Annotated in this window: 11 protein-coding genes and 2 pseudogenes; 8 read left to right on the top strand and 5 right to left on the bottom strand. The window is 41.6% G+C overall.

All coding sequences use genetic code 11. From position 1 onward, the window contains the following. Nucleotides 1–16: 16 nt before the first annotated feature. The 3 genes and pseudogenes from ADJ67_07945 to ADJ67_07935 all read right to left on the bottom strand — a co-directional run bounded on the left by ADJ67_07945 (nucleotide 17) and on the right by ADJ67_07935 (nucleotide 2,763). On the bottom strand, nucleotides 17–730 hold the full coding sequence (locus ADJ67_07945; GenBank protein ID AKT47556.1) for a hypothetical protein: 714 nt from the start codon (nucleotides 728–730) through the stop codon (nucleotides 17–19). Between the two features lie 9 nt (nucleotides 731–739). Further along, nucleotides 740–1,654, bottom strand: a pseudogene (locus ADJ67_07940) (hypothetical protein). Nucleotides 1,655–1,854: 200 nt separating this feature from the next. Next, the gene (locus ADJ67_07935; GenBank protein AKT47555.1) at nucleotides 1,855–2,763 is read right to left on the bottom strand and encodes a serine acetyltransferase; all 909 of its coding nucleotides are present in this window, start codon (nucleotides 2,761–2,763) and stop codon (nucleotides 1,855–1,857) included. A gap of 305 nt (nucleotides 2,764–3,068) precedes the next feature. Between ADJ67_07935 and fusA the strand changes: the two genes are divergently transcribed. From fusA to ADJ67_07915, 4 genes are all read left to right on the top strand, one after another. After that, nucleotides 3,069–5,030 carry an elongation factor G gene (gene fusA / locus ADJ67_07930; protein AKT47554.1) on the top strand — a complete coding sequence of 654 codons (1,962 nt, stop codon included), beginning with the start codon at nucleotides 3,069–3,071 and terminating at the stop codon, nucleotides 5,028–5,030. 149 nt (nucleotides 5,031–5,179) lie between these two features. Continuing rightward, nucleotides 5,180–6,571, top strand: coding sequence for a DNA repair protein RadA (locus tag ADJ67_07925; protein AKT47553.1), 1,392 nt, complete (start codon nucleotides 5,180–5,182; stop codon nucleotides 6,569–6,571). 134 nt (nucleotides 6,572–6,705) lie between these two features. After that, complete coding sequence (locus ADJ67_07920; protein AKT47552.1) at nucleotides 6,706–7,248, top strand: glutathione peroxidase; 543 nt, start codon at nucleotides 6,706–6,708, stop codon at nucleotides 7,246–7,248. A gap of 231 nt (nucleotides 7,249–7,479) precedes the next feature. Then, a complete protein-coding gene (locus ADJ67_07915; GenBank protein AKT47551.1) occupies nucleotides 7,480–8,817 on the top strand; it encodes a hypothetical protein in 1,338 nt (445 codons plus the stop codon). 82 nt (nucleotides 8,818–8,899) lie between these two features. Here ADJ67_07915 and ADJ67_07910 read toward each other — a convergent pair whose 3' ends face one another. Then, the gene (locus tag ADJ67_07910; protein ID AKT47550.1) at nucleotides 8,900–9,316 is read right to left on the bottom strand and encodes a DNA-binding protein; all 417 of its coding nucleotides are present in this window, start codon (nucleotides 9,314–9,316) and stop codon (nucleotides 8,900–8,902) included. Between the two features lie 163 nt (nucleotides 9,317–9,479). Next, nucleotides 9,480–9,740: a membrane protein gene (locus tag ADJ67_07905; protein AKT47549.1), complete on the bottom strand. Its 261-nt coding sequence runs from the start codon at nucleotides 9,738–9,740 to the stop codon at nucleotides 9,480–9,482. Nucleotides 9,741–10,116: 376 nt separating this feature from the next. Here ADJ67_07905 and ADJ67_07900 point away from each other — a divergent pair, with 376 nt between their 5' ends. From ADJ67_07900 to ADJ67_07885, 4 genes and pseudogenes are all read left to right on the top strand, one after another. Beyond that, entirely contained in the window at nucleotides 10,117–10,749 is a 633-nt protein-coding gene (locus ADJ67_07900; GenBank protein ID AKT47548.1) for a hypothetical protein, read from the top strand. Nucleotides 10,750–10,759: 10 nt separating this feature from the next. Next, nucleotides 10,760–11,191, top strand: a complete 432-nt coding sequence (locus ADJ67_07895) for a flavodoxin (protein AKT47547.1) — start codon at nucleotides 10,760–10,762, stop codon at nucleotides 11,189–11,191. Between the two features lie 209 nt (nucleotides 11,192–11,400). Then, the gene (locus ADJ67_07890) at nucleotides 11,401–12,003 is read left to right on the top strand and encodes a hypothetical protein (protein AKT47546.1); all 603 of its coding nucleotides are present in this window, start codon (nucleotides 11,401–11,403) and stop codon (nucleotides 12,001–12,003) included. Between the two features lie 681 nt (nucleotides 12,004–12,684). Beyond that, a pseudogene (locus tag ADJ67_07885) lies at nucleotides 12,685–13,320 on the top strand (hypothetical protein). The last annotated feature ends 83 nt before the right edge of the window (nucleotides 13,321–13,403 follow it).

Below are 13,403 nucleotides of genomic sequence, written 5' to 3'. Positions count from 1 at the left end.
TTTTTAGATGCATATATTAGTTTGATGCAGCCTTGACTAGTTGCTCAAATATCCTGTTTTGCTCTTCTTTGCCCTTTCTCAGCGTTTCTGGGTGCCACTGGAAGCCATAGCAGAACTTCTTCTTAGGTACGTAAATCGCTTCGATAATTTCTTCTCCCTGCGAACGAGCTATTACCTCAACACCATCTGCGACCTTCTTCAAAACCTGATGATGGAATGAATTGACCTCAAGCTCAGTAAGCCCATCATACCAAGCTGAAAGAGGAGAGCCTTCTACTATATCGATCTTATGTGTTGGAATGTAGTTGGGTTCTCTCTGATCGTGATTCGTAATTCCTGGGAACTGGCTTGGCTGATCCTGCCATACAGAGCCACCAAGAAGTATGTTCATAAGCTGCATGCCTCGGCAAATTCCGATGATAGGCATATCCTTAGCGTAGGCATGTTTGAAATAAATGCTTTCGGTCACATCGCGTATTGGCGCAGTACTGCCTAGTTTAAGAATAGGTTTTTCTCCGTAAAGCGCAGGGTCGCTGTCGGGACCACCGGTGAATATGATGCCATCGAGCCTTTCTATATGCTCCTTAACAACATACTCATCGTCTGTAAAAGGAAGCATTACAGGAGCTCCGCCTGCGGCTATCACTGCGTCAAGATATCCTGGTATTATCCACCAGCTGTTGTAGTTATAGTCATAGAGTGGTGTCACTCCTATAAGTGGCTTTCTCATTCTTCCTCCTTAATTAAGCCCAGCGACGAAGGTGTCAAAGTCCGTCGTATTATAAACACCTATTCGCTTCAAAATCGTCGGATCATCACCCGGGTAGACCTTGCCTCGCTTTGTTGTAAAGCTACATAGAACGCCTGTCTCTCTCAAAGCACTCTGTGCATCAGCAGTGTAATCGCCATAAGGGTATGCAAATGCATGGTTGTTTCCGACTATATCTGTATTTGCCTTTAAATCGGCTATGATTTCTTCTTTTGATAGATTGCCTATCTGATGGTGCTTAGCGCCAGATGCTAAATCGTCTGGGAAATGCATGTTGTAGCTGTGCGACTGAAATGAAATATATGGACCTGCATAGGTGCACATCTTCGATAGAGCATCGTACTTTCCAATCATGAACTGAGTAGCGGGAATCTTGTATTTATTAAGTATAGGAAGGCCCTCCTGAAACATCGAAATTCCGCCATCATCAAAGGTCACAATCACGCTATTTGCTGGAAGTGAAATCTTACCGTCGATATAAGCCCTAAGCTCAGAAAAACTTGGGAAATAGAAACCCGAATCGTGAAGATACTTCATATGTGCGTCAAGCTGGCTGGCTGAAACGCACCACCTACTCCTAAGAGACACTGCATCGATATCTGGGGCAACATAGTGATACATCAAAACGGGAACACCATTTGTATCAGCCTCAAACTTATCGGCCTCAACAACCCTAACCGTCCTTGAAATACTACGCTTTGCACTTCCGACAACGAAGCTATACTTTATCTCGTAATCCCCAGGCTTTTGGGTATTTACCTTGCCAGTAATCTCGCACTTATGCACATAGCCGGATCTGTTATCCACGCAGTATGCGCCAGATTCAATATATGGCTCGCCCTGCTTGACCAAAGTAAGTGAACTTCCGAGAAGTCCCATCCTCATATGGCTAGCATCCTGAGCCTCGGTAACGCTCATAGCAAACTGTGATTTTGCCTTAGATGTAGTCACGTTAATCTGATTCTGTGTTATCTCCCTCTGCTTATCGGTCCTTATCTTGTAAACTAACGCAAGGAACGCGCCTATCAAAACTAGAATGATAAGTACAAGAAGAGCTATCTTTGTCTTCTTGGTCATTGCCTCTCCTAAATATTACTAATTACAGTTGATTCAGTTTTTACAATAACGCTTGTGTTCGGCTCTATCGAGCGTGTTACAAATGCGCTACCTCCGATTATGCTATCGTGTCCAATTACAGTGCTTCCGCCTAGAACTGTTGCACCCGCATAAAGCGTTACATTGTCCTCAATGGTCGGGTGCCTCTTGACCCCATGAAGGAGCTGTCCGTCCTTGGTGGAAAGCGCGCCTATGGTCACGCCCTGATAAACTTTGACATGTTCACCTATAATCGAAGTCTCACCGATTACGATGCCTGTTGCATGGTCGATAAAGAAGTACTTACCAATAGTTGCACCAGGGTGAATATCAACTCCGGTCTTGCTGTGAGCATGCTCAGACATAATCCTTGGGATATACGGGATATTCATCAAATATAGCTCGTGCGCTATACGGTGAACAGTAATTGCATAAAGACCAGGATATGCGAGAATTATCTCGGTTCTATCGCTAGCTGCAGGATCTCCATCAAAGGCTGCATCTATATCTGTATCAAGATGCTCTCTAATCTTTGGAATCTTGGAGAAAAAGTCGAGGCAGATGTCCTGCGCAACTTCCTTGCGATCAGCTCTATCGATGTCGCGGAATCGCTCGTCGTTTACGAGCACAATCTCAAGTTGTTTGCGAAGATTGTACATTACGTCCTCGATAAGAACTGCAACCCTATTCTTGGCTGTGTGAGTGCGATAAATCTCATCTCTATAAAAGCCTGGGTAGATTATCATCATGAGCTTCTTCAGTACATCTATAATAACGTCCTGATCTGGCTGTCCAAAGAACGCCATCTCGTCAATGGCTCTGTCATTATCGTAATCAGCCAAAATCTCGCATACTATGCAGTCAACCTTATTTGTTGGCTTATTGTGCTTGCAATCCATAATAGTTGCCTTTCTATATATTCAAAACTGATATTTACCTGCTAGCAGCATCTACAGCAGATGCTAAAAGCGATTACTAGCAAGGCATGGGCTCAGCTATCGAAAAACCGTTGAATTTTCGCCAAATATAGCTGTTTATATCATCTAAATATTATCATAATCAAGCGGTCTATTCAAGGAGTTGTATTAGAGGAACTCAGTATTTTTTGGATAAGCCCAAATAATAGTCATACTATTCGAAAATGCGTTGAACTATCTGCCTGCATTTGATATAATCTAATCAATTTAACCAAGGAGGTACACTAATGAAGGGCTATACAAGTGAAACTATCAGAAACGTTGCATTGTTAGGGCATGGAGGATGCGGTAAGACTACATTCTTGGAATCGGCTTTGTACGAGACTGGCGTAATCAAAAAGCTAGGTAAGGTCGAGGACGGAAACACTGTATCTGACTATGATAAGATGGAAGTAGAAAAAGGATATTCCATCAATACATCAGTAGTTCCAATCGAGTGGAAGGGTAGTAAGATCAACTTTATCGATACGCCAGGATACTTTGACTTTATTGGAGAAGTCAATGCAGCTCTTCGTGCTGCTGAAGCCGCAGTTATCATGGTTGACGCAGGATCAGGAATCCAGGTAGGTACCGAGGCGGCGTGGAATGCTTGCGAAAGATATAGCATGCCGAGATTTATTAGCATAACCAAGCGTGATAAGGATGAATTTGATTTCTATAAAACCTTTGATGAGCTAAAGGCAAAGTTCGGAAATAAGTTAGTGCCACTATCATGGCCACTTTCAGCTGAGATTGACGATGAGCTAAAGGAAGCTATTGCTGAGTCAGATGAAGAGCTCATGGAGAAGTATTTTGATGGTGAGGAATTCACTGACGAAGAGATCAAAAAGGGAATGGTAAAGGGTATTTCCGAAGGAAATATCGTACCAGTTTGCTCATCTGCGTTCCAGCTAGGACACGGAGTTGAGGGCCTTTTAGATCTTCTTCTAGAATACGTTCCTACGCCACTTCAGCATGGTCCATATAGAGGATTTAACGATAAGAACGAGCCGGTTGAGAGAATATCTGTAACCGATGCACCTATGTCAGCATTTGTATTTAAAACAATCGTTGACCCATTCGTAGGTAAGATTTCCGTTATGAAGGTTATCACCGGAAAAATTAATTCTGGAACAGAAGTATATAACGAGAGAATAGGTAAGACAGAAAAGCTAGGAAAGCTATTCTTCCTAAGAGGTAAGGAACAGCTAGAGCTTAACTATGCAGAAGCTGGGGATATCGTTGCTGTTGCAAAGCTACAGAACACCAAGTCAGGAGATACTCTCTGTGACAAAAGCGATGTAATAAGATATCTTCCACTAGACTTCCCATCACCAACATTCTATATTGCTATCGAAGCACTAGATAAGAACGATGATGAGAAGATGGGCGTTGGTCTTGCAAGACTAAGAGAAGAAGATCCATCTTTCGTAGTAGAGAGAAATAACGAAACTCACCAGACACTTCTAGGAGGTCAGGGAGATATTCAGCTTGGAATCATCCTAGCTAAGCTAAAGGACAGATTTGGCGTTTCCGTTAAGACAGTGCCTCAGAAAATCGCTTACAGAGAGACTATCAAAGGTAACTCAGACGTTCAAGGAAAGCACAAGAAGCAGTCAGGCGGTGCTGGTCAGTATGGTGACGTTCACATCAGATTTTCACCTTCAGATAAGGAATTTGAGTTCTCCGAGGAATTATTCGGTGGATCCATTCCAAAGAACTATGTTCCAGCGGTAGAGAAGGGCTTGATTGAAAGCTTGGAGAGAGGACCTCTCGCAGGATGCAAGGTAGTAAACATCAAAGCAGTTCTATACGATGGTTCGTACCACGATGTAGACTCAAATGAAGTGTCCTTTAAGATTGCAGCTTCACTAGCTTTCAAGAAGGGTATCGTTGAAGCTAACCCTTGCCTACTTGAGCCAATTATGCATGTTGAAATTACAGTTCCAGACGAATACATGGGAGATGTAATCGGTGACATGAATAAGCGTAGAGGTAAGATTCTAGGTATGGAACCACTTCAAAACGGCGGACAGAAGGTCGTTGCAGAAGCACCTCAGGCAGAGCTATTCGATTATGCACTTGGTCTACGTTCAATGACACAGGGTAGAGGTGTATTTGAGATGAAGTTCGAACGCTACGAAGAGCTGCCAAAGCACCTTGCAGAGAAGATTATCGCTCAGCATGCTGCTGAAAACGAAGCAAAATAGCTGCTTTAAGTACAACTAAATAAGATTCAAGCCTCCGTGTAGCTTTGCATATATAATGTGCATAACTGGCGGAGGTTTTTAGGTATTTATTGACATGTGTTTGGGGAAAAGATATACTCTAAATAAGAACAAATGTTTGGAGAGTGGATATGGCTAAGAAAGCAAAATCGGTATACGTTTGTCAAGAATGCGGATATGAGACGCCTAGATGGCTTGGACAGTGTATTTGTGGTGCATGGAATTCCTTTGTAGAAGAGAAGGTTGTAGATGTCAAGGAAGACGATGCGAGAAGGCGAAGTGGAATAACAAGTGCAGATGGGAGTAAGAGCAAGGCGTCCAAGCTCAATGTAATAGGAAGTGCCGAATACAGGAGAATAGATACTGGTATAGGTGAGCTAAATAGAGTTTTGGGTGGTGGAATAGTCAAGGGATCGTTGACTTTGATTTCAGGGGAACCTGGTATAGGTAAGTCAACCATCATAATTCAGGCTGCAAATCACATAGCTAAGACTGTGGGAAGAGTTCTTTATGTTTCTGGAGAGGAATCTGAGGAACAGATTAAGATGCGTGCAGATAGAGTCTGTGGTGAGATTGATGACAATCTATTTATCTTAGCTGAGACCAACATGGAGAACATAATGGCTGTGTGCGAGACTCTTAAGCCGGAATTTGTCATAATCGATTCCATTCAGACCATGTATACGGTAGATATAGATTCGGCCCCAGGCAGTGTATCTCAGGTGAGAAGCTGTGGCAATCTTTTAATGAAGATAGGAAAGAGCTGGAGCATACCTGTGTTTATAGTTGCACATGTAACTAAGAACGGAGAGCTTGCAGGACCTAAGATAGTAGAGCATCTCGTTGACTGCGTTCTTCACTTTATGGGTGAGAGGAACCATGAACTTCGTATCATGAGAGCTTTTAAGAATAGATTTGGTACGACAAGTGAGATTGGTGCATTCAGCATGGAGGAGGCAGGACTTAAGGAGATACATGATATTTCGGCTAGCTTCCTTGACAGCAAGGGCATTAAGCCTGAGGGCTCGGTAGTTTCTGCCATATATGAGGGCAGCAGGCCAGTGTTCATGGAGATTCAGGCGCTTACTGTTGCGTCCAATGTCGGCTTTGCAAGAAGAACCTCTATAGGTATAGATAACCAGAGGCTTGCTATGCTACTTGCCGTTCTTGATCGTAAGGCAGGGATAAACACAATTAGCCAGGATGTCTATGTTAATGTAGTTGGTGGTCTTAAGCCTGATAGCACATCAGTAGATCTAGGAGTTGCACTAGCTGTCTATTCTTCAGTTAAGAATATTAGATGCAGATACAGACTCATCGCCTTTGGAGAAATCGGACTTACGGGCGAACTCAGGTCTGTTTCTAACGCAGACAAGATTATAACAGAGGCTTCTCGTATGGGATATGAGAAGGTGATAATGCCTAGAAAGAATGCAGCAAAGCTAGGTGATAAGTTCAGCAATTGCAAAATTATAGGTGTTAATAATATCTATGAGGCAATAGAAGCTTTCAAAGAGGAATAGCCATAATCTAAAATATAAAATGAATAAAATTTAAAAAAAGGCTTGACAGAAGCATACTGATTGCGTACAATTACAATGTAAACAATAATAAATCACGCAATCTAATATACAAAGTTTAATTCGGAGGTAAGAAAATGGGATTTTACGATTATTCAGTTCTAAATAGAGCTGGTGAAGAAGTTTCAATGAAGAATTTTGAGGGTAAAGTAGTTCTGGTAGTTAATACAGCTACAGGATGTGGATTCACACCACATTATGAGCCGCTTCAGAAGATGTATGATAAGTACGCTGACAAAGGACTTGTAATTTTAGACATTCCTTGCAATCAGTTCTGGGATCAGGCTCCAGAGAGCGATGATGACATCCACAAGTTCTGCACACTTAACTACAACACAAAGTTTGATCAGATGAAGAAGTCAGATGTAAATGGCGAGAATGAACTAGCGCTTTACACATATCTAAAGAGCCAGAAGGGCTTTGAGGGATTTGGCGAGGGCGAGCTTGCTGAGAAGATGGATGAAATCCTAGAGAGTATCGACGCTGATTACAAGAACAACGCTAACATCAAGTGGAACTTCACTAAGTTCGTTGTTGATAGAAAGGGTGAGGTTGTAGCGAGATTTGAGCCTACAGCAAGCCTAGAAGATGTAGAAAAGTGCGTAGCATCACTTCTATAATAGGGCAATAATAGATTAGGAATAGAGAAAATGTAACACGTGGAATCTGCTAAATGCTGATTCGGCTAAAGGGGTATTGGGCTTAAGCAATTAGCAGATTCCGTTTACATAAATAAGCTGCAGCTTTAAGAGCTACAGTTTTTTTATAGGGACAAACGCATCTTATTTTCTTATACAAGATGTTTTTATATACACAAATGTTAATGTAAGTAAATTAAGCGAGGTAAAGAAATGGCTAGAAAAACAAAGTTACTTATGAAAAGAAGTCTAATGCTTATTATGAGTCTTGCAGTTGCGCTGACAATACTTCCTAAGGTGGGTCAGAATGTATACGCAGCAGAAGAGTCAAAGATGGAAAATGGTACAGTTGATGTAACAGTAAACGATGCTCCAGAAACTACTACGGTAGTAAACTATGGTGGGTATAGCTGGTATGTTATCAAGGACGAAAATGGTAGTCTTAAGTTGTTTTCTAAGGATGCTGATTTTGGCACAAGTCCATTCCGTGCTGGTCAGGAAAATCCAGGCCCTGGATATGCAAAGAATGTTCAACCTGATAGAGGAAACCCAGATTATCCAGGAGAGGTGTGGTATTTCGCAGTTAATCCAGGTAAATCAGACGAAGATCCCGGCTGGACAAGAGCAAATGAGTATGAAGGAAGCACTATAGAACAAAAGCTATCTGAAATACAAAGCGGAACAAACAGTACATTCGTTTCAAAGGAACAGAAAACTGCATCAAGGCTAGGCCTTCTGACTTGGGATGAAGCAGAGAATATTACAACGGCATTGAAGAACAATAGAAGCATAGATGGCGAAAATTTCTGGTGGGTTTCATCTCCATATACTGGTGAGCTAGGCGACACTGTATCAGTTTTTGGGTGGGGCGAAGGTGAGCAAGGCGCTGACCGCATAGACTTTGAGCATATTATTCGTCCTACTTTCAGCCTAAACAAAAGCTTGGTTCTATTTACATCTTCAGCAAACGGAGGAAAGGAATCAGCAACAGTAGGTGGCGGACTAGCAAGCATCAGAGCTATTGCTGGTACAAATGCAAATAGCCCTATTAAGTTCACATTTAAGGATGATGACAGAAGTGATTTTGCACTAAAGCCATCAAAAAAGAATGGAAATGTACTAAGCATTCGCTATGAGAATGCTAAGACGGGAGCTAATGAGTTTATCTCTGCAATCATTAAGGACAAGAATGGCAATCTAAAATATTACGGAAAGCTTGCAGTCGCAAATGCAAGTGGAATAGCTGAGCTTGTTCTTCCTGCTGATTTTGATGAAGCAAACGATAAGCTTTACATATTCAACGAGCAGGCAAATGGAGGAATGAATTCTGACTTTGCAAGTGAAATGAGAGAAGTTGAGATAGAAAATACTTCGGCTCAGAGCGTAAGTGCTAGTGGAGCTGCCGTTCCACAGAATAATGTAGCAAGTGTAAAAGCTAAAGCACCAAATACAGGTGATAACAGTGGACTTGATGCATGGCTTATGATTATGGGTCTAGCGAGCGTAAGCGCTATGGGAACCATGATATATAGAAGAAAGCTACAGAAATAATATAACAAAAGGGAGACTGTATAATCTCCCTTTTTCTGTGCATTGCAAAATAAAAACCACCCGGTAAGGGTGGTTCTGCTTGTTATTTCTTAGGGCTGTCTACCTCGAACTTAGATGCCTCGTAGATGTCAGGATGTTCATTCTTAGCATGCTCCTTGATAATCTCAAAGCTCTCCTTGCTGAGGGCGTGCTCAACTCTGCAAGCATCCTCTCTAGCAACCTTCTCGTCGACGCCGATTGAAATTAGCCAATTTGAAATTAGCACGTGTCTTTCGTATATCATTCTTGCCGTAGCAAAGCCTGACTCTGTCAAAGTTATATATCCCTCATCGGAAACCTCGATGTCGTTGTTCTCGCGAAGCTTCTTCATCGCTACGCTAACGCTGGACTTCTTAAAATCAAGGTAATCTGCAATATCAACAGAACGAACTACAGGATGTTCCTTGCTGAGAATCAATATGGCCTCGAGATAATTCTCAGTTGATTCGTTAGATTTCATATATTACCTCCATCCAATAGATAGTTTTAACTAACTTAGTTTATATAAAAACAAGTATACCATAGATGCGCATAATGTCAATACATAGAGGTTTTGGGTAAAAAGTATAAAAATTAAGTTAAAATAAGATGTGTATAAAAATGGGTGTAATATCCATTCAAGTTTATATTGCAGTAATAAATGTTAAAAATCCTAAAACCACACCTGCAGCGTTAGGGATTATTAGAATGTAATCCTTCTTAGGCTCCTTGGTCCAGCCGTATATTACCCAAATGAGGCAAGAAAAGGCGGCGGTTAATGGTTGCCATGGCTGGCCTTTAACACCATTTAGATTTGCTATAATCTGAGGTATATAGGTTATGAAAACAAATACTCCTATAAATGCGCCTATTGATCCGACTATCATGTTGATTTTCTTCTTCATAAAGATTACCTCCTAAAAATTTACTTACATAATATAACAAGTCTGTGCTGAAATCAAACAAAAAATATAGAAAAATAATTTTTAAAAAGGGGTTGACATTATGAGTTAGTTAGGTTAAACTAACCACAGATAAGCAAATACACATGCTGGACCAAGTAAGCAGGGTTCAGCGCGCAAGCCGTTATGCCGGCGGCGATAGCGTTTCTCCGGTGTTTTTGCATGATTTCTCTATATTTCATTTATTATTGCCCGCTTCCTAAAAAGAAGCGGGCTAATAACCCCATAAGGGTTAGACTGGACTAACTGATTAAAGTGAGTGCTTTATGAAATAGCTATGAGAATAGGCTAATACAAATAAATTCAACTAGGAGGGCATATGTGCGAAGAAGTCAAGAGAATGTTATTCAGACTTGATATGAATGACCTTATGACAAAGTTAGCTCTTCAGTGTTCACCAGTCATTGCCGGGGTAAAGATGTCAAACCTAATCGTTGTCAAAAAGGCGATGATTCCTCAGGTAAAGAAGATATTTGCAGGAACAGGATTAGAAATATTCGTGTTCTGTAGCTTTAATGAAAACAGCTACGCTTTGATATACAGAGAAGAAGAACTTATAGATTGGCTAAATCAGGATGATGTTCGCAAGCTCCTAGGGGACTTCGGATATTTTGATTTGGACATTAAAAATATTTTGAGTACAGTTAGCAAGCGTTACCGTCAGTATTGCCGTAAGGAAATTGATTTTCCGCATGAACTTGGTTTGCTTTTGGGTTTTCCAACTGAGGATGTTGTCGGTTTTATTGAAAACGATGGTAGAGACTTTCTGCTTTGCGGATACTGGAAGGTTTATAGCGATATAGAAAGAGCGAATAGACTGTTTAAAACCTTTGATAGAGCAAAGGAAGATGCGATAAGACTGATCTTCGGAAAACGAGACATACTTGAGCTTCTCGATTCCGCTTCAGATATTAAAAAACAAAACTTGAACAAGCTTCAAATTGTACAGTAGGAGGAAAATTATGAAGAAGTCAATGGTAGTATACTGGTCACAGACTGGAAACACAGAAGCAATGGCAAAGGCTATAGGCGAAGGTCTAAAGAGCACATGTGAAGATTCATGTGTAAAGACTGTTTCAGAGGTATCAGCTAGCGATCTTAAGGATCTAGAAGGATTCGCGCTTGGATGCCCTGCTATGGGAGATGAAGTTCTTGAAGAGACTGAGTTTGAGCCATTCATCGAAGAAGTTGAGCAGTTCGTAGGTGGAAAGAAGATTGTTATCTTCGGTTCATACGGCTGGGGAGACGGCCAGTGGATGCGTGACTGGAAAGACAGAATGGAAGCTGCAGGAGCACAGATTATAGGTGGAGAAGGCCTAATGATCAACGATGCTCCAGACGATGCAGGTCTTGAGACATGCAAGGAATTAGGCGCAAATCTTGGACTCGCTTAATCCTCTAATAAAATATCAAATCATATAAAATTCAATCTAGAGAAATCGCCTGTTCTGCAGGCGATTTTCTTGTGCTTTTTATTTTTTTGAGAGGAGCTGGTTAGGGTCTATCAAAAGGGGCAAATATCTTGTCAAATCGTCGCAATCAGAATTGCAAAAACACCCTATTTATAGTATAATAGAACAGAATATCTTTAGGAGGATAGCGCATGAATGCTATAGGAAAAATTGGCGCAATAATCATCAAGTATCAATACCAAATCGAGATAGCACTTCTATCACTTTTGGCATTGATTGTTTTGATTGGATTAATCAAGTTAATCATCAGCGCATTGAGGCGAAAGGATGTACTATCCGAGATTAAAGTAACTGTGACTGACATTGATAGCACAGTTAAGGAGATTAACCAGAAGCAAGAGGTTTTGATAGAGGGAAGTCTGGCTTCTAGTGGTGAGACGGCAAAGAAGGCTGAGCCTGATAATAGCTGTGATATGGTGAAGGTAGAAGATAAGACAGAGACAACTGACCTTAAGGCCGAGCAAGCGCCTGAGGTGGCTGTTGAGGAGACGGCTAATGAATCAGCTTTGATAGAGGCAGAAGCTTCTGAGGAGAAGCTGGAACTTGAGACTGGCTTTGGAGAGGATAAACGGTTCGAGAATGTACTTGAGAACCTTTTGATAAAGAATAGGGACGGAGATGTGCACTGCGCAGAGGACGGCGAAGTTTCCAAGAAATTCGCAAGCAGAGAATGTGGAACGGACAAGCATGGCAATGTGTATACCGAAGAGTTTTTGAGCAAGCAAATAAAGTAAACTGCCAAGGTGCGGGAGGTAATGATGTATTGCAAAAAGTGTGGAAAAAGATTAGCTGATGGAGATAAGTTCTGTGGAAATTGCGGAACCAAAATCGATGTCTCAGAGATAAACATAGGATTCGCAGAAGATGAACCTAAGCCGAAGAAGAACTTTGACTTCGGCGCTTTTAATTGGGATCTTGACGGATACCCAGATGAGGACAAGGCTAAGACTGAAGATGTTGACTTCAATTGGAACACTGTTCTAGAAGAGAAGAAGCGTAAGGACATCGAGGAGAAGTCATTCACAGAGACAATCATGACTGAGAATGAGCTTTTTGACAGAATTCAGAACGAAGACAATGCTAAGGATGCTTCTGAGATTTCATTCAACTGGGAACTAGGAAGCACTACGCGTGTAGAGAAGGCTGATAGATTCGAAAGCATTATTCCTAAGGTAGAGGAAAAAGCTGAGCTTGATATTCCTGTTGAGGTTTCAGAGGACCACGAGGAAGTCAAGGACTTAGTCGACATAGATGAGGCTCTTGCGGCTGGCATTGCTGCGGCATCATCGCCAAGAAAGAGCATAGATAAGTTCTACACTTTTAACCAAAAGAACGAAGAATTCCAGGCTCTTCTCGACCAAGAGTACGAGAGACTTCGTAACAGAATCCGTGAGGATAGCGAGGCTGAAGCTATAATCGCAAATAAGGAAGAAAAGCTAGAGCAGGCAAGAGCTACTTGGTCAAAGGAACCTCTTGAGGAACCAGTTGAGGAAGCTGAAGAAACAGTAGAAGTGACTGAAGAAACCGAAGCTCCTGTTGAAGTGGCAGTGGAATCAGAAGTTGAAGCAACTGAAGTTGAAGAAGCAGAAGCTGAAGCAGTTAATGATACAGAGAATACTGAAGAGGCTCAAGATACAGAAGTAGAAACCGAGGAAGCCCCTGAAACTGAAGAGACGGATGTAGAGACTGAATCAGAATTTGAAGAAGTAGAAGAGACCGAAGAAGCTACTGAAGAAGATGAGGAAGCTGTTCAAGAAGTAGAAGAGCCTGCTATTCAGGAAGAAGCATGCGCATGTGAAGCTGAAGATGAAGTAGCATGTGATATTTCTAGCGAAGATGCAGAAGAAGCATGTGTAGTTGAGACTCAAGCTCAAGCAGAAGAAGTTGAAAAAGCTGAAGAGGCTGAGGCTGAAGATACCTATGACGATACCGAAGAAGCAGAGGCTGAAGAAACTCCTAGCAAACCAGAAAGTGGGAATCCCCCCAGTGATGAGGAGAAGAAGGAGGAAGATGCAAGCGGAGATGAAGATAGTAAAGAAACTAAGCTTCATTACAGCGATATCTTTGCTAACGACGATGTCCATGATAGTGATTCAGGGAATGAACAGAAGACAGGACGATGGAAGATAATCGT

The organism is Eubacterium sulci ATCC 35585, from assembly GCA_001189495.1.
Lineage (GTDB): Bacteria > Bacillota > Clostridia > Peptostreptococcales > Anaerovoracaceae > Eubacterium_B > Eubacterium_B sulci.
The sequence above is the reverse complement of the archived record's forward strand: the minus strand, read 5'-3'. Positions and strand labels throughout refer to the sequence as shown.

What these genes read in the sequence shown, in the direction of transcription:
- ADJ67_07915 (AKT47551.1), top strand. Translation starts at nt 7,480, where the DNA reads ATGGCTAGAAAAACAAAGTTACTTATGAAAAGAAGTCTAATGCTTATT.
- ADJ67_07945 (AKT47556.1), bottom strand. Translation starts at nt 730, where the DNA reads ATGAGAAAGCCACTTATAGGAGTGACACCACTCTATGACTATAACTAC.
- ADJ67_07895 (AKT47547.1), top strand. Translation starts at nt 10,760, where the DNA reads ATGAAGAAGTCAATGGTAGTATACTGGTCACAGACTGGAAACACAGAA.
- ADJ67_07910 (AKT47550.1), bottom strand. Translation starts at nt 9,316, where the DNA reads ATGAAATCTAACGAATCAACTGAGAATTATCTCGAGGCCATATTGATT.
- fusA (AKT47554.1), top strand. Translation starts at nt 3,069, where the DNA reads ATGAAGGGCTATACAAGTGAAACTATCAGAAACGTTGCATTGTTAGGG.
- ADJ67_07900 (AKT47548.1), top strand. Translation starts at nt 10,117, where the DNA reads ATGTGCGAAGAAGTCAAGAGAATGTTATTCAGACTTGATATGAATGAC.
- ADJ67_07925 (AKT47553.1), top strand. Translation starts at nt 5,180, where the DNA reads ATGGCTAAGAAAGCAAAATCGGTATACGTTTGTCAAGAATGCGGATAT.
- ADJ67_07935 (AKT47555.1), bottom strand. Translation starts at nt 2,763, where the DNA reads ATGGATTGCAAGCACAATAAGCCAACAAATAAGGTTGACTGCATAGTA.
- ADJ67_07890 (AKT47546.1), top strand. Translation starts at nt 11,401, where the DNA reads ATGAATGCTATAGGAAAAATTGGCGCAATAATCATCAAGTATCAATAC.
- ADJ67_07920 (AKT47552.1), top strand. Translation starts at nt 6,706, where the DNA reads ATGGGATTTTACGATTATTCAGTTCTAAATAGAGCTGGTGAAGAAGTT.
- ADJ67_07905 (AKT47549.1), bottom strand. Translation starts at nt 9,740, where the DNA reads ATGAAGAAGAAAATCAACATGATAGTCGGATCAATAGGCGCATTTATA.